Below are 15,547 nucleotides of genomic sequence, written 5' to 3' on the forward strand. Positions count from 1 at the left end.
GGGGATTTCGTCACCTGGCTGTTTGTTCTACCGATGTGGCCCTTGGTATTTATCGTTCTCCCGGTAATGGCGGCGTCAGCGCAGTCGTCGCGGAATGATGATTGGCAACCCGCCCGGGCCGCTCTCCCTCCTGATCTTCATTCCTGCTTTCGTTATCGCCGGAGCGATCGGCGCGATCTGATCAGAAACATTCGGCCGGAACCTTCGCGCGCCCGCTAGCGGCGAGTATGTCCTGGGAGACTATGGCGTGCCAGCTACTATCGCTTGGGTGTCGGACGGCGAACAAGGCAAGCCACGTAGGCGCCGGGGGCGGCGGCGCGGTCGCAGCGCTGCCGGTTCGACCGAGAACCAGACGAACGGCCAAGCCCCCGCCGACTCGACGGCGACGAAATCGCGCCGATCCCGTTCGCCGCGCCGCGGACCGGACCGGCTGCGGACCGTGCACGAAACCTCCGCCGGAGGACTGGTCATCGACGGCCTCGACGGGCCCCGCGACTCTCAGGTCGCGGCGCTTATCGGCCGCATCGATCGCCGGGGCCGAATGCTGTGGTCGCTGCCCAAGGGACACATCGAACTCGGTGAGACCGCAGAGCAGACCGCTATAAGAGAAGTCGCCGAAGAGACCGGCATCCGCGGCAGCGTGCTGGCCGCGCTCGGACGCATCGACTACTGGTTCGTCACCGACGGCCGCCGGGTCCACAAGACCGTGCACCACTATTTGATGCGCTTCTCCGGCGGCGAGTTGTCCGACGAGGACCTCGAAGTGGCCGAGGTGGCCTGGGTGCCGATGCACGAACTGCCGTCGAAGCTGGCCTACGCCGACGAACGTCGACTCGCCCGGGTGGCCCACGAGCTGATCGACAAGCTCCAAAACCACGGCCCCGCCGCTCTGCCGCCGCTGCCGCCCAGTTCTCCCCGGCGCCGCCCGCAGACGCACTCGCGCACCCGGCACGCCGACAAGCCGGCGACCAGCCGGAAGAACGGCCACGGGCCAGGGCCGTGACGGCGCCCCGCCTCTGCTTGTTGCGCCTCGCGGCAGTGATCGGCATCGTGGCCGGGTTCGCGATGCTCACCGCGCCCGTCATGCCGCGCGCGGCCGCGGGCGAGCCGGGCGTGACACCGTTCGTCCGCGTCCGCATCGACCAAGTCACCCCAGATGTGGTCACCACGTCCAGCCAACCCGTCGTCACCGTCAGCGGCATGGTGACCAACATCGGCGACCGCCCCGTCCGCGACGTCATGGTTCGGCTCGAACACGCCGGGGCGATCACCGCGTCCGCGGGATTGCGGACCACCCTGGACGGCGAGACCGACGGGTATCAGGCGGCCGCCGATTTCCTCACGGTCGCTCCCGAACTGCAGCGCGGGCAGGAAGCCGGCTTCACCCTGTCCGCGCCGCTGCGCTCGTTGACCAAACAGTCCTTGGGGATCAGCAAGCCGGGCATCTATCCGGTCCTGGTCAACGTGAACGGCACACCCGACTACGGCGCCCCCGCCCGCCTCGACAACGCACGATTCCTGTTGCCGGTGGTCGGTGTACCCCCCGATCAGGGCGGTGATCTGGGCTCCGCCGTCGCGCCCGACACCTCCAAACCCGTGTGGATCACCATGTTGTGGCCCCTGGCAGACCGGCCCCGGCTGGCCCCCGGGGTGCCCGGCGGCACCATTCCGGTGCGTCTGGTCGACGACGACCTCGCCACCTCGCTGGCCAGCGGCGGCCGGCTCGACATTTTGCTGTCCGCGGCCGAGGTCGCCACCAGCCACGACGTCGACCCGGACGGCGCGGTCGGCCGGGCGTTGTGCCTGGCCGTCGACCCCGACCTGCTCGTTACCGTCAACGCGATGACCGCGGGCTACGTGGTGTCCGATTCGCCCGAGGGCCCCGCCCAGCTACCGGGCACCCCGACCCATCCGGGCGCCGGGCAGGCCGCCGCGGCCGAGTGGCTCAACCGGCTGCGCGCCCTGGCGCACCGCACCTGCGTCGCGCCGCTCCCCTACGCGCAAGCCGACCTGGACGCCCTGCAACGCGTCAACGATCGAGGGCTCAGCGCCGCCGCCACCACCGGCGTCAACAGCATCGTCGACCGCATTCTGGACGTCGCCTCCGTCCGCGGCGCGACGCTGTTGCCCGACGGCCCGCTGACCAACCGCGCGGTCAGCCTGCTGGGCGGCAACGAAAGCACCGTCGCCGTTGCCGCCGCCGAACTGTCCGCCGGGGAAGCGCAGGGATCCGCCGACGCGACCGTCGACACCGCGCCGCGGCGGCTGTCCGCGCAGGTGGTGGTTGCGCCGTTCGATCCGGCGGTGGGCGCCGCGCTGGCCGGGGCGGGAAGTTCCCCCTCCGCCCCCACCTACCTGGACCCGTCGCTGACCGTCCGGCTCGCGCACGACTCGGTCACCGCGCGCCGCCAGGACGCCTTGGGTTCGATGTTCTGGCACGCCTTGCGCCACGACGACGCGCCCCGCACCCAAGTCTTGGTCCCCCCGGCGACATGGAACCTGCAGGCCGACGACGCCCACGTCATCTTGACCGCCCTCACCACCTCCATCCGGTCCGGTCTTGCGGTACCGCGACCGCTTCCGGCGGTGGTCGCCGAAGCCGCGGCCCGCACCGAGCAGTCCGAGCCGGCGGGGGCTTACGCCTCCGTGCGCGGCCGATTCGGCGACGACGTCGCCGCCGCGGTGGCCGCTCAGGTCGGCCGGCTCTGGGGCCTGACGTCGGCGCTGAGCACCGACGAGCGCACTGGGCTGACCGGCATCCAGTACACCGCCCCGCTGCGCGAAGACATGCTGCGCGCGCTGAGCCAATCCGAACCGCCCGACACCCGTAACGGAATGGCCCAGCAGCGCCTGGCCGTCGTGGGCAAGACGATCAGCGACCTGTTCGGCGCGGTCACGATCGTCAACCCGGGCGGCTCCTACACCCTGGCCACCGAGCACAGTCCCCTACCGCTGGCGTTGCACAACGGCCTGGCGGTTCCCATCCGCGTGCGGTTACAGGTCGACGCCCCGCCGGGGATGTCGGTCACCGACGTAGGCCAGATCGAATTGCCGCCGGGATACCTACCGCTGCGGGTGCCGATCGAAGTGAATTTCACCCAGCGCGTCGCCATCGACGTGACGCTGCGAACTCCGGAGGGCATGCGCCTGGGCGAGCCGGTTCGGCTGTCGGTGCATTCCAACGCCTACGGCAAGGTGCTGTTCGCGATCACCATGACGGCAGCGGCCGTGCTGGTATTGCTGGCCGGGCGGCGCCTGTGGCACCGCTTCCGCGGCCAGCCCGACCGCGCCGACCTGGACCGGCCGGACCCACCCGGAGCCAGATTTACGCACGTGGACGGGCAGAACGACGATCGGGTCGAGCAAGAGCACCGAGTATGAATTCCGCCCGCCGGCAGGCCGCGCCGCACCACCACCGCCCGCCACAGGCGCCGCGGCCACCCCGAATCCCGGGCTCGCCGCCCACGGGACCGCTGCCGCCCGTCCCCGCGGGGATCGATCGCCGGCGACCCGAGTTGTCCGACGCCGCCCTCGTATCGCGGTCGTGGGCGATGGCGTTCGCTACGCTGGTCAGCCGGCTGACCGGCTTCGCCCGGATCGTACTGCTGGCGGCCATCCTCGGCGCCGCGCTGTCCAGCGCTTTCTCGGTGGCCAATCAACTGCCGAACCTGGTGGCCGCGCTGGTACTCGAGGCGACCTTCACCGCCATTTTCGTGCCGGTTCTGGCCCGCGCCGAACAGAACGACCCCGACGGCGGCGCCGCCTTCGTGCGGCGGCTGGTCACGCTGACGACCGCGCTGCTGGTGCTGGCGACCGCGTTGTCGGTGCTTGCCGCGCCGCTGCTGGTGCGGCTCATGCTCGGCCGCGCCCCGCAGGTCAACCAGCCACTGACCACCGCGTTCGCCTACTTGTTGCTCCCCCAGGTGCTGGCCTACGGCCTGACGTCGGTGTTCATGGCGATCCTCAACACCCGCAACGTGTTCGGGCCGACCGCATGGGCGCCGGTGGTCAACAACGTCGTCGCCCTCGCGACCTTGGCCGTCTACGCGGCCGTCCCCGGTGAGTTGTCCGTCGATCCGGTTCGGATGGGCAACACCAAGCTGCTGGTCCTGGGCATCGGCACCACGCTGGGCGTCTTCGCCCAGACCGCGGTGCTTCTGGTGGCGCTGCGCCGCCAGCGTGTTGACCTGCGGCCCCTGTGGGGAATCGACGAGCGACTCAAGCGTTTCGGCACGATGGCCGCCGCGATGGTGCTCTACGTGTTGATCAGCCAGCTCGGTCTGGTGGTCGGCAACCAGATCGCCAGCACGGCGGCGGCCTCGGGCCCCGCGATCTACAACTACACCTGGCTGGTCCTCATGCTGCCGTTCGGCATGATCGGCGTGACCGTGCTGACCGTGGTGATGCCGCGGCTGAGCCGCAACGCCGCCGCCGACGACACCAAGGCCGTGCTTGCCGACCTGTCGCTGGCCACCCGCCTGACGCTGATCACGCTGATCCCGATCGTCGCGTTCATGACCGTCGGCGGTCCGGCGATCGGTAGCGCACTGTTCGCCTACGGCCACTTCGGCGGGGTCGACGCCGGGTACCTCGGGGCCGCGATCGCCCTGTCGGCGTTCACGCTGATCCCGTACGGGCTGGTGCTGCTACAGCTACGCGTCTTCTACGCGCGCGAGCAGCCCTGGACGCCGATCGTGATCATCCTCGTCATCACGGCCGTCAAGATCGTCGGATCCGTGCTGGCGCCGCACCTCACCGGCGATCCCAAGCTGGTGGCCGGTTATCTGGGGCTGGCAAACGGCATCGGGTTTCTGGCCGGCGCGGTCATCGGTTACCTCTTGCTGCGGCACGCCCTGCTGCCGCAGGGCGGCCACCTGATTGGCAAAGACGAGCTGCGCACCATCCTGGTGACGATCACCGCCTCGATGCTGGCTGGTTTGGTGGCCCATGTGGCCGACCGCCTGTTGCGACTCGACCTGCTGACCGCGCATGCCGGCGGCGCGGGCTCGTTGCTGCGCCTGCTCATCCTGGCAGTGATCATGCTGCCGATCATGGCGACGGTGATGCTCCGCGCGCGTGTCCCGGAGGCGCAGGCTGCACTGGACGCCGTCAGACGCCGCCTCGGAGACCGTGCGGCGGTTACCCGCAAACCGATGACCCCGGATCGATCGTCCGGGCGGTCCCCGGTCACGTACCCTGAGCAGAGGAATTCGTCCCCGCCTGGGGTAAATGCGGTCCAGGAGCCGATCCGGCGCAGACCTCCGGAGCGGGCAATGCCAGCCCGGATAGCGAAAGGACCGGAGGTGACCGACCGCCCTGTCGAGAGTGCCGCGTCGGGTGCCGAGCTGCCACGACCGGTTGCCGACGACTTCCAACCCGACATCCCCGCCGACCACCCGCCCGAGCAGGCGGCCTCGCGCCCGTCCGACAAGCGCAACGGCGACGTTGCGCCCGAGTCGCGGGGCGGGCCGGCCCCCTTTGACGCGCCCCGCGACCGCGGCGGGGACCCGGCCGGAGACGACGTCCATTTGGTTCCCGGCGCTCGCATCGCCGGCGGCCGGTATCGCCTGCTGGTCTTCCACGGCGGCGCGCCGCCCCTGCAGTTCTGGCAGGCGCTGGACACCGCGCTGGATCGGCAGGTGGCGCTGACCTTCGTCGACCCCGACGGTGCATTGCCCGACGAGGTGCTGCAGGAAATCCTGTCCCGCACTCTGCGGCTCAGCCGCATCGACAAGCCCGGCGTCGCCCGGGTGCTCGACGTGGTCCACACCGGGCACGGTGGCCTGGTCGTCTCGGAGTGGGTGCGGGGCGGTTCGCTGCAGGAGGTGGCGGACACCGCGCCGTCGCCCGTCGGCGCCGTCCGGGCCATGCAGTCGTTGGCGGCGGCTGCCGACGCCGCCCACCGCGCCGGCGTCGCGTTGTCGATCGACCACCCGAGCCGGGTGCGCGTCAGCATCGAGGGCGACGTCGTGCTGGCGTATCCGGCGACCATGCCGGAGGCCAACCCGCAGGGCGACATCCGCGGGATCGGTGCCGCGCTGTATGCGCTGCTGGTCAACCGGTGGCCGCTCGCGGAGTCGAGCGTGCGCAGCGGGCTCGCCCCGGCGGGACGCGATTCGACGGGCCAGCCCGTGGAGCCGATGGTCATCGACCGCAGCATTCCCTTCCAGATCTCGGCCGTCGCGGTCCGCGCGGTTCAGGAGGACGGCGGGATACGCAGCGCGTCAACGCTTTTGAATCTCCTGCAACAAGCGACGGCGGTCGCCGACCGGACCGAGGTGCTTGGTCCGATCGACGATTCGCCGGCGCCGGCCACCGCCCGCGCGTCCGCGGGTCAGGACGAGGCGACCCTGGCGCGCCGACGCCGCAACGTGGTCATCGGCGTGGGTGCGGGACTTGTCGTCATCGTGGTGGCCCTGTTGGTGCTCGCGTCGGTGGTGAGCAAGATCTTCGGCAACGTCGGCGGCGGCCTCAACAAAGACGAGCTCGGACTGAACGGCCCCTCCTCCTCCACCTCGTCATCGGCCCCCAGTTCCGCGGCCGCAGGCAGTGTCGTCAAGCCGACCAAGGCCACGGTCTACGCCCCCGACGGGGATGCCGACAACGCCGGCACGGCCGGGCAGGCGATCGACGGCGACCCCTCCACCGCATGGGCGACCGAGGTCTACACCGACGCGGTCCCGTTCCCCAGCTTCAAGCAGGGTGAAGGGCTAATGCTGCAGCTGCCCAGCGCCACCGTGGTCGGGCAGGTCACCATCGACACGCCCAGCAGCGGGACCAAGGTCGAGATTCGCTCGTCGGCCACGGCCTCCCCGGCGGCGCTGAACGACACCACGGTGCTGGCGCCCGCCTTCACGCTCAAGCCGGGTCACAACGTCATCCCGGTCCGCGCCGGTGCGCCGACGTCAAACCTCTTGGTGTGGATCTCCACGCTGGGAACCACCAACGGTAAGAGCCAGGCCGGCTTCTTCGAGATCACGGTCCAGGCCGCTTCCTGACCGCGCTCACAGCGCCCCGCCGCGGTGAAGTGCCGCCCCGCAGCCGATTGGTTACTGTCCGGCCGTGGGCTCCCGGCGAGACATCCAGCGCGAACGCAGTGATGCCGAGCTGCTGGCAGCCCACGTCGCCGGCGACCGGCACGCCTTCGGCGAGTTGTTCCTACGTCACCAGCGACAGCTGCACCGGCTGGCCCGGCTCACCACGCGCACTGCCGAGGATGCCGAGGACGCGCTGCAGGACGCCATGCTCTCGGCGCACCGCGGCGCCGGGGCGTTTCGGCATGACGCCGCGGTCGGCAGCTGGCTGCACCGCATCGTCGTCAACGCCTGCCTGGACCGGCTGCGGCGCACCAAGGCCCATCCGACCGTCCCGCTCGAAGACGTCTACCCGGTGGCCGATCGCACGGCCCAGGTCGAGAACGCGATCGCGGTGCAACGCGCCTTGATGCGCCTTCCCGTCGAGCAGCGGGCCGCCGTGGTGGCCGTCGACATGCAGGGCTACTCGGTGGCCGACACCGCCGCCCTGCTCGGCGTCGCCGAGGGCACCGTCAAGAGCCGATGCGCCCGGGCCCGCATGCGCCTCGCCGAGCTGCTGGGCTACCTCAAAGCCACGCCCGACCCGGGGCCACCCATGGCCGTCAAGCAGCGCATGACGGACACTGGGGCGGATGAGTGAAGCCGACGACGAAGCCGACGAGCCGCCCCTGACGGTTGAGCTTCTCGCCGACCTGCAAGCCGGGCTGCTGGACGACGAATCCGCCGCCCGCGTACGTCGACGGGTCCGCGATGACCCGCAGGCCGAGCAGATTCTGCGCGCCCTCACCCGGGCGCGCTGCGACGTCGCCACGCTGCGGGCCGGCCCGGCACCCGAAGTCCCGCCCGAGGTCACCGCACGCATCTCGGCAGCCCTGGCCTCGGCGGAGGCAAATGAGCCGGTCGCCCACTCGGCCCGGCCCCGGGTCCGGCCCGCGCGGGTCGTCGCCATGGTGGCGGGCGTGGGCGCGCTGCTCGCGGCGGTGGGGGTGGGCACCGCGGCGCTGATCACCGCCCCGGAGCCCGCTCCCAGCACCCCGGTCACCGCCGAGCACATCACCGTGTCGACCCCGCCGATGGTGGTCCCGCTGTCGCAGGACGAGATCCTGGGCCTGCTCAACCAGAGCCCGGATTACGGCCCCCTCGACGACCCGGCCCGGCGCGCCTCCTGCCTCACCGGCCTGGGCTACCCGGCATCCACGCAGGTGCTCGGCGCGCGCCGGGTCGAGATCAACGCCCGCCCTGGCGTCGTGCTGGTGGTGGCCGGCGATACTCCCCACAGCCTGGCGGTCTACGCGGTCGCGCTGAACTGCAGCGCCGCCGATACCGGCTTGTTGGCCAACACCGAAGTCCCCCGCCCCTAGTGTGGTGCCATGGGTTGTCCGACACCCGGGAACAGCCGTGCCTACGCTGGCGTTTGTACGAATCCAGGGACGATCGTTTGAAAGGGTTCTATGACCGCCGACACTGTGCACGACGTGATCATCATTGGTTCAGGTCCCGCTGGATACACCGCGGCGTTGTATGCGGCGCGGGCGCAGTTGGCGCCGGTGGTGTTCGAAGGGACGTCGTTTGGTGGTGCGCTGATGACCACCACCGAGGTGGAGAATTTCCCGGGTTTTCGTGACGGCATCACCGGTCCTGAGTTGATGGACCAGATGCGCGAGCAGGCGCTGCGGTTCGGGGCCGATCTGCGGATGGAAGACGTCGAGTCGGTGTCGCTGGAGGGGCCGGTCAAGTCGGTGACGACCGCCGAGGGAGAAACCGTCCGCGCCCGGGCGGTCATCTTGGCCATGGGCGCGGCGGCGCGGTACCTGGGGGTGCCCGGTGAGCAGGAGTTGCTAGGCCGTGGCGTGAGTTCGTGCGCGACCTGTGACGGGTTCTTCTTCAGGGACCAAGACATCGCGGTCATCGGTGGCGGTGACTCGGCGATGGAGGAAGCCACCTTTTTGACCCGGTTCGCGCGCAGCGTCACCCTGGTGCACCGCCGCGACGAGTTCCGCGCCTCGCGCATCATGCTCGAACGCGCCCGGGCCAACGACAAAATCACCTTTGCGACCAACAAGGCCGTGCTAGGCGTCGAAGGCGACCAGACGGTGACGGGTTTGCGAATAGGCGACTCCCTCACCGGGGAGGAATCCACGCTGCCCGTGACGGGAGTCTTCGTGGCGATCGGTCACGACCCGCGCTCGGAGTTGGTGCGCGATGTTCTCGACACCGACCCCGACGGCTACGTGCTAGTCCAAGGCCGCACCACGGCCACCTCGATCGAGGGCGTGTTCGCCGCAGGGGACCTGGTGGATCGTACGTACCGCCAGGCGATCACCGCCGCCGGCAGCGGCTGCTCAGCGGCCATCGACGCCGAACGGTGGCTGGCCGAACATGTCGAATCGAGCTCGGCCGCTCAAAGCGACGCAACTGAATTTCCTGGCAGTACCGAGATGATTGGAGCACCTCAATGACCGACTCCGAAAAAGCCGGGGCCACAATCGAAGTCTCTGACGCGTCGTTCTCCACGGAGGTATTGTCCAGCAATAAGCCTGTGCTGGTTGACTTTTGGGCGACCTGGTGCGGGCCGTGCAAGATGGTCGCGCCGGTTCTCGAGGAAATTGCGAGCGAGCGCGCCGAGCAGCTCACCGTCGCGAAGCTCGATGTGGATGCCAATCCGGAGACCGCGCGCGACTTCCAAGTCGTCTCCATCCCCACCATGATTCTGTTCAAAGACGGCCAGCCGGTGAAGCGGATCGTCGGCGCCAAGGGTAAGGCGGCCTTGCTGCGGGAGCTCTCGGACGCGGTTCCCAACCTGAGCTGATCGTGATCTAAGTTCGCCGCACCACGCCCCGGCGTTCAGCCTGGGGTTTTCCCGAATATGCGAAGCATCTGCGACAATTGCTGTTAGCTGTTGCTCAGATGCGAGCCTGTCAGTGTGTCCCGGAGGGCCTTTGGTATGTCGAGTCCGCGCCGTGAATACGGCGATGCGCTGCGCTGCGGTGACCGTAGTGCAGCTGTGACCGAAATCCGGGCTACATTGTCAGCGCTAGGGCTGCTGGACGGCGCCGAGGACGATCTCACCACCGGTCGACACGTACCCCTCGAGCTCTTCGATGTCGAACTCGACCAGGCGGTGCGCGCTTTCCAGCAGCAACGCGGACTGCTGGTGGACGGCATCGTAGGCGAGGCCACCTACCGGGCGCTGAAGGAGGCGTCGTACCGGCTCGGCGCGCGCACGCTGTATCACCAATTCGGTGCCCCGCTCTACGGTGACGACGTCGCCACATTGCAGGCCCGGCTCCAGGACCTGGGTTTCTACACCGGCCTGGTCGACGGCCACTTCGGGTTGCAGACGCACAACGCGTTGATGTCCTACCAACGTGAGTACGGGCTCGCCGCCGACGGTATCTGCGGTCCAGAGACATTGCGCTCCTTGTACTTTCTGAGCTCTCGAGTCACCGGTGGCTCGCCGCACGCGATCCGCGAGGAGGAGCTGGTCCGCCGATCAGGACCCAAGCTGTCGGGCAAGCGGATCATCATCGATCCGGGTCGCGGCGGCACGGATCACGGCGAGCTCATGCAGGGTCCGTCCGGACCGGTCAGCGAAGCGGATGTGCTGTGGGACTTGGCAAGCCGCCTGGAGGGACGGATGACGGCCATCGGCATGGAAACCTTCCTGTCGCGGCCGGTCAATCGCAGTCCGTCCGACGCAGAACGCGCCGCCACGGCCAACAACGTCGGGGCGGACCTGATGATCAGCTTGCGCTGCGAGAACCAGCCCAGCCCCGCCGCCAACGGCGTCGCTTCCTTTCATTTCGGAAATTCGCACGGCTCGGTGTCCACGATCGGGCGCAATCTGGCGGACTTCATTCAACGAGAAGTGGTGGCCCGCACGGGGTTACGGGATTGCCGGACGCATGGCCGGACGTGGGATCTGTTGCGCCTGACTCGGATGCCGACGGTGCAGGTGGACGTCGGCTATATCACCAATCCGCATGATCGCGCGATGCTGATCTCGACGCAGACCCGCGACGCCATCGCCGAAGGTATCCTCGCCGCGGTCAAGCGGCTCTACCTCCTCGGCAAGAACGACCGGCCCACCGGCACTTTCACCTTCGCCGAGCTGCTGGCCCATGAATTGTCCGTCGAACGCGCCAGCCGGCTCGGCGGCTCTTAGCCGATTTCGGCTCCCCGCAACGTATTTCCTGACGCGGAACCGGCTCCGACCGGCTCTTGCAACTGTGCGTTTTCCAGCAGGCGCTCCAAGGCAGCCTCGACTTCGGCCTTCCACCCGAGGCCTTTGTCCAGCTCGAGACGCAGCCGCGGAAAGTACGGGTGGGGCGCCACCACAACGAAACCCGCGTCCTGCAGGAACTCCGCGTCGATGACGCAGTGGTCCACCGAGCAGTCGCCGACGGCCTCCAACACCGGCAGCACATCCGGGGCCGCCGCGAGCGGGTCCTGCAACTCCGACGCGGCCGGCGTGCGGCCGAAGGCTTCCAGCGCCCGGACTCCACGCCGGACCAGCTCGTCGATCACCCGGGCCAGCAGCCCGTGCAGCAGATCGTCGGCGGCCTGCCCCGGCTCGATGCCCATCGAAGTCAGCAGGACCGCGTCCGCGGAGACCGGCGCGGTCGGAAACCGCTGCGCCCGCGGCACCGCCCGCGGCGGCGCGTAGAACACATAGCCCAGACACGGGGGTTCACTCTGGCTTCTGTCGTCGACGGCCGCGGTCGCCACCTGACCGCACGACCCCCACTCCAGCATGACCATCGAGAGCCAGGCTTCCTTCTCGAATTCCGGATCGGCGAGGTGGTCCTGATTACCGAGCGTCGCCGGGTCGACCTCCCAATACACGCAGCGGCGCGCGTGCTTGGGAAGCTGTTCGAAGGCCTCTAGGCGCAGGGGGGTGATTCGAACGGACACTAGCCTCCTGGCTCCTGTGCGGTACTGCAGCCAATGGCACCGGCAACCCCTCCAGGATAGGAGAGGAGGTCGCAATCCGGCCAGCTTTGTCGTCGAGCCACCGATCACGGCGCCGGAACGCTCAGCGCGTTACCGTCCGGGCCCAGTCGTTACCGAAAATCCTTGAAAACCACGCGCTTTCGCAAATGCGACGGTGCCGTCGGCCCGGTGTTGCCGATCCGTAACCGCTCCGGTGTCACAGTGACGTAATTACAGGGTATGGCGGCTCACGCGTTCGCGGTGGTCATCATGTCGACTATTCGCTGCAAATCGTCGACGGAGCCGAACTCGACGACGATCTTCCCCTTGCGTTTGCCCAGGCTGACCGACACCCGGGTATCGAAGGCGTTTGACAGCCGGTCGGCGACTTCCTGCAGGCCGGGCATCTGGATCGGCTTCCGCCGCTGGGGCACCGGAGCGGTCGCGCCGCTCCGGTTCGCCAGCGTCACCGCCTCTTCGGTCGCCCGCACCGACAATCCCTCCGCGACGATCCGGCTGGCCAGCTCCTCCTGCGCCTCGGGCCCCGCCTCCAGCGACAGCAGGGCGCGGGCGTGGCCGGCCGACAGCACGCCCGCGGCCACCCGCCGCTGCACCGGGATCGGCAGCTTGAGCAACCGGATCATGTTGCTGATCAACGGCCGCGAACGGCCGATGCGCGAGGCGAGTTCATCGTGAGTGACGCCGAATTCGTCGAGCAGCTGCTGGTATGCCGCCGCTTCTTCCAAGGGGTTGAGCTGTACCCGGTGGATGTTCTCCAGGAGGGCGTCACGGAGCAGGTTGTCGTCACCCGTCTCGCGGACGATGGTGGGGATGGTCGCGAGTCCCGCCTCTTGGGCGGCGCGCCAGCGCCGCTCCCCCATGACGATCTGATACCGCGGGCCGGTCTTGGCTCCCGGGACGGCCCGCACCACGATCGGCTGCAGCAGACCGAACTCGCGGATGGAGTGCACCAGCTCGGAGAGCGCCTCGTCGTCGAACACCTGCCGCGGCTGGCGCGGGTTGGGCTCGATGTCGGCCGGCGCGATTTCGCGATACACCGCGCCCGCCGGGGCGAGGTCCGGACCCGGACCGCCGATCAGCACGTCGGCCGCCGCATCCCCCATCCGCGGGCCGAGGGTCGCGGGGCCCGAGTCGCCTTCCGCGGGACCGGTCGGGATCAGCGAAGCCAGGCCCCGGCCGAGGCCGCCCTTCTTGCGTAACGGCTGCGTCATGGTTGTCCCTTCACGGATGGTGGTCAATCGCGTTCGGCGAGCTCGCGGCTCGCGTCCAGATAGCTCATCGCCCCCCGAGAACCGGGGTCGTAGTCGATGATGGTCATGCTGTAACCCGGAGCCTCCGAGACTTTGACGCTGCGTGGGATCACCGTGCGCAGCACCTTGGTTCCGAAGTACCGGCGCACCTCTTCGGCGACCTGGTCGGCGAGCTTGGTCCGACCGTCGTACATGGTGAGGACGACGGTGCTGACGTCGAGCCCTGGGTTGAGGTGGGCCTTCACCATCTCGATGTTGCGCATCAACTGCGACACACCCTCAAGCGCGTAGTACTCGCACTGGATCGGGATCATCACCTCCGGCGCGGCGACGAGCGCATTGATCGTCAGTAGTCCCAGCGACGGCGGGCAGTCGATGAAGACGTAGTCCAAGTCGAGGTCGTCCAGTTCGGCCAGGGCGGTCCGCAACCGATTTTCGCGCGCCACCATGCTGACCAATTCGATCTCGGCGCCCGCCAGGTCGATGGTCGCCGGGACACAGAACAGTCGCTCGTTATGCGGGCTGCGCCGCAGCGCGTCCTTGACGGCCACCTCGCCGATGAGCACCTCGTACGACGAGGGTGTGCCCGATTGCCGGTCGGTGATACCGAGCGCTGTGCTGGCATTGCCCTGCGGGTCGAGATCGATGACCAACGTCTTGAGGCCCTGCAGCGCCAGGGCCGCGGCGAGATTCACCGCGGTGGTGGTCTTGCCGACACCACCCTTCTGATTGGCAACGGTCAGGACCCGGCGGTGGCTCGGTCGGCGCAGCGGCGGATATGTGGTGTGGAGGACCCGCATCGCCCGCTCGGCGGCGGCGCCTATGGGGGTATCGAATTCGTCCGCTGTTTCACGTGAAACATTCGCCGCTGGATCCCCCATGGCGTCGGGTGCGACGGGCGCCTGTACGGGCGCGGTGCTCGGGGCCGACCCCGAGGGTGCCGGCGAGTCTCCCGGATTGCTCATCGGTTCCCGGCCTTCCCGATCCGTGTCGACTGGCCGCGCGGCTCCCTCCCGCGTCGGGCTACCACTACGGTCGCGGGGGGACGCAAATAGGTCGCGCCACATGTCACCACCCTGGCATCAACGGCGCCCGATGCAGCCATCACACGCCGGTACTGTTCAACTTCGTCGCGGCCGCGCTCGCCCTTGATCGCAAGCATCCGACCGCCGGGCCGCAGCAGCGGCATGCTCCACTTCGCCAACTTGTCCAACGACGCAACCGCTCTTGACACCGCAGCATCCCTTTCCCCGAACTGGTGACGTACCCACAGTTCCTCGGCACGGCCGCGGACCACTTCGACGGCTAACCCTAGTTGCTCGACGACCTCGGTGAGAAATTCGCTGCGGCGCAACAACGGTTCGAGCAACACCATCTCGAGATCGGGACGCGCAAGCGCTAATGGAATGCCGGGCAACCCCGCGCCGCTACCGATGTCGATCACCCGCTCCCCCGCCTCGAGAAGCTCGGCGACCGCAGCGCTGTTGAGTACATGGCGGTCCCAGATTCGCTCCACTTCGCGCGGACCCAGCAGCCCCCGTTCCACGCCGGGGCCGGCCAACAGTTCCGCGTACCGACGCGCGAGGTCGAGGCGTGGACCGAAGATCGCCACCGCGGCGTCCGGCTCGGACGAAGCAGGCTGGTCCGCGTCGGGGTCGACCGGGCCGACATGTTTCACGTGAAACATCCTCCGCATCGCCTGACGCGCGATCGCCCGCGCCGGAACTACACCGCTGTAACTCGGCTAGTCGTGCAGGACCACGACCCGCCGCGCGGGCTCCACGCCTTCGCTTTCGCTGTGCACGCCGGGCACCGCCGCAACGGCATCGTGGACGATCTTGCGCTCGAACGGCGTCATGGGGGCGAGCTCTTCGCGTTCCCCGGATTCGAGTACTCGCCGCGCCACCTTGTCGCCCAGCGCGGCCAGTTCCTCACGACGTCGGCGGCGCCAACTGGCGATGTCGAGCATCAGCCGGCTGCGGACGCCCGTCTTCTGGTGCACCGCCAGTCGGGTGAGCTCCTGCAGCGCATCGAGCACCTCACCGCCGCGGCCCACCAACTTGTTCAAGTCGTCGCTACCGTCGATGCTCACGACCGCCCGGTTGCCCTCGACGTCCAGATCGATGTCGCCGTCGAAGTCCAACAGGTCCAACAACTCTTCCAAGTAGTCGCCGGCAATCTCGCCCTCGGCGACCAATCGCTCCTCCTGGTCGTCGAAGTCGTCCGGGCCTTCCTCGGCCGGCCGCTCGGCGTCGAGTTCGGTATCGATTTCGGTGGTGTCTGCGTCGGTCATGTCTTTCACTCCCTCAT

At 68.8% G+C, this 15,547-nt stretch carries 13 protein-coding genes; 8 read left to right on the forward strand and 5 right to left on the reverse strand.

Going from position 1 to position 15,547, the window contains the following annotated elements; all coding sequences use genetic code 11:
* Nucleotides 1-268: 268 nt before the first annotated feature.
* The 8 genes from A5678_RS02405 (at nucleotide 269) to A5678_RS02440 (ending at nucleotide 11,199) form a co-directional block, all read left to right on the forward strand.
* Entirely contained in the window at nucleotides 269-1,003 is a 735-nt protein-coding gene (locus A5678_RS02405; RefSeq protein ID WP_068037854.1) for an NUDIX hydrolase, read from the forward strand.
* A complete protein-coding gene (locus A5678_RS02410) occupies nucleotides 1,000-3,381 on the forward strand; it encodes a hypothetical protein (protein WP_068037859.1) in 2,382 nt (793 codons plus the stop codon). The genes A5678_RS02405 and A5678_RS02410 overlap by 4 nt, the downstream gene beginning before the upstream one ends.
* Complete coding sequence (gene murJ, locus A5678_RS02415; protein ID WP_231983556.1) at nucleotides 3,378-6,998, forward strand: murein biosynthesis integral membrane protein MurJ; 3,621 nt, start codon at nucleotides 3,378-3,380, stop codon at nucleotides 6,996-6,998. Before A5678_RS02410 ends, murJ begins: the two co-directional genes overlap by 4 nt.
* A 64-nt stretch (nucleotides 6,999-7,062) precedes the next feature.
* A complete protein-coding gene (sigM, locus tag A5678_RS02420; protein WP_068037863.1) occupies nucleotides 7,063-7,674 on the forward strand; it encodes an RNA polymerase sigma factor SigM in 612 nt (203 codons plus the stop codon).
* Nucleotides 7,667-8,395 carry a hypothetical protein gene (locus A5678_RS02425; protein ID WP_068037871.1) on the forward strand — a complete coding sequence of 243 codons (729 nt, stop codon included), beginning with the start codon at nucleotides 7,667-7,669 and terminating at the stop codon, nucleotides 8,393-8,395. The genes sigM and A5678_RS02425 overlap by 8 nt, the downstream gene beginning before the upstream one ends.
* A gap of 90 nt (nucleotides 8,396-8,485) precedes the next feature.
* A complete protein-coding gene (trxB, locus tag A5678_RS02430) occupies nucleotides 8,486-9,493 on the forward strand; it encodes a thioredoxin-disulfide reductase (protein WP_068037875.1) in 1,008 nt (335 codons plus the stop codon).
* Nucleotides 9,490-9,843 (forward strand): thioredoxin, encoded by a 354-nt coding sequence (trxA, locus tag A5678_RS02435; RefSeq protein ID WP_068037878.1) that lies wholly within the window; start codon nucleotides 9,490-9,492, stop codon nucleotides 9,841-9,843. The genes trxB and trxA overlap by 4 nt, the downstream gene beginning before the upstream one ends.
* Nucleotides 9,844-9,978: 135 nt before the next feature.
* A complete protein-coding gene (locus tag A5678_RS02440; RefSeq protein ID WP_068037881.1) occupies nucleotides 9,979-11,199 on the forward strand; it encodes an N-acetylmuramoyl-L-alanine amidase in 1,221 nt (406 codons plus the stop codon).
* Here the strand turns inward: A5678_RS02440 and A5678_RS02445 are convergent.
* The 5 genes from A5678_RS02445 to A5678_RS02465 all read right to left on the reverse strand — a co-directional run bounded on the left by A5678_RS02445 (nucleotide 11,196) and on the right by A5678_RS02465 (nucleotide 15,530).
* Complete coding sequence (locus A5678_RS02445) at nucleotides 11,196-11,948, reverse strand: acetyltransferase (protein ID WP_068037884.1); 753 nt, start codon at nucleotides 11,946-11,948, stop codon at nucleotides 11,196-11,198. The genes A5678_RS02440 and A5678_RS02445 overlap by 4 nt on opposite strands.
* 266 nt (nucleotides 11,949-12,214) lie before the next feature.
* A complete protein-coding gene (locus tag A5678_RS02450) occupies nucleotides 12,215-13,198 on the reverse strand; it encodes a ParB/RepB/Spo0J family partition protein (RefSeq protein ID WP_068037887.1) in 984 nt (327 codons plus the stop codon).
* A gap of 23 nt (nucleotides 13,199-13,221) precedes the next feature.
* Nucleotides 13,222-14,118, reverse strand: coding sequence for a ParA family protein (locus tag A5678_RS02455; RefSeq protein WP_231983562.1), 897 nt, complete (start codon nucleotides 14,116-14,118; stop codon nucleotides 13,222-13,224).
* Nucleotides 14,119-14,198: 80 nt separating this feature from the next.
* Nucleotides 14,199-14,924, reverse strand: coding sequence for a 16S rRNA (guanine(527)-N(7))-methyltransferase RsmG (gene rsmG / locus A5678_RS02460; RefSeq protein ID WP_068037893.1), 726 nt, complete (start codon nucleotides 14,922-14,924; stop codon nucleotides 14,199-14,201).
* A gap of 57 nt (nucleotides 14,925-14,981) precedes the next feature.
* Complete coding sequence (locus A5678_RS02465; RefSeq protein ID WP_068037897.1) at nucleotides 14,982-15,530, reverse strand: R3H domain-containing nucleic acid-binding protein; 549 nt, start codon at nucleotides 15,528-15,530, stop codon at nucleotides 14,982-14,984.
* Between the last annotated feature and the right edge of the window lie 17 nt (nucleotides 15,531-15,547).

The organism is Mycobacterium sp. E2733 (genome assembly GCF_001667585.1).
Taxonomy (GTDB): domain Bacteria; phylum Actinomycetota; class Actinomycetes; order Mycobacteriales; family Mycobacteriaceae; genus Mycobacterium.

Bases quoted from the DNA above. Each gene is read 5' to 3' on its own strand.
- A5678_RS02455 (WP_231983562.1), bottom strand. From the start codon at position 14,118: ATGGGGGATCCAGCGGCGAATGTTTCACGTGAAACAGCGGACGAATTC.
- A5678_RS02425 (WP_068037871.1), top strand. From the start codon at position 7,667: ATGAGTGAAGCCGACGACGAAGCCGACGAGCCGCCCCTGACGGTTGAG.
- trxA (WP_068037878.1), top strand. From the start codon at position 9,490: ATGACCGACTCCGAAAAAGCCGGGGCCACAATCGAAGTCTCTGACGCG.
- trxB (WP_068037875.1), top strand. From the start codon at position 8,486: ATGACCGCCGACACTGTGCACGACGTGATCATCATTGGTTCAGGTCCC.
- murJ (WP_231983556.1), top strand. From the start codon at position 3,378: ATGAATTCCGCCCGCCGGCAGGCCGCGCCGCACCACCACCGCCCGCCA.
- A5678_RS02465 (WP_068037897.1), bottom strand. From the start codon at position 15,530: ATGACCGACGCAGACACCACCGAAATCGATACCGAACTCGACGCCGAG.
- A5678_RS02450 (WP_068037887.1), bottom strand. From the start codon at position 13,198: ATGACGCAGCCGTTACGCAAGAAGGGCGGCCTCGGCCGGGGCCTGGCT.
- rsmG (WP_068037893.1), bottom strand. From the start codon at position 14,924: ATGTTTCACGTGAAACATGTCGGCCCGGTCGACCCCGACGCGGACCAG.
- A5678_RS02440 (WP_068037881.1), top strand. From the start codon at position 9,979: ATGTCGAGTCCGCGCCGTGAATACGGCGATGCGCTGCGCTGCGGTGAC.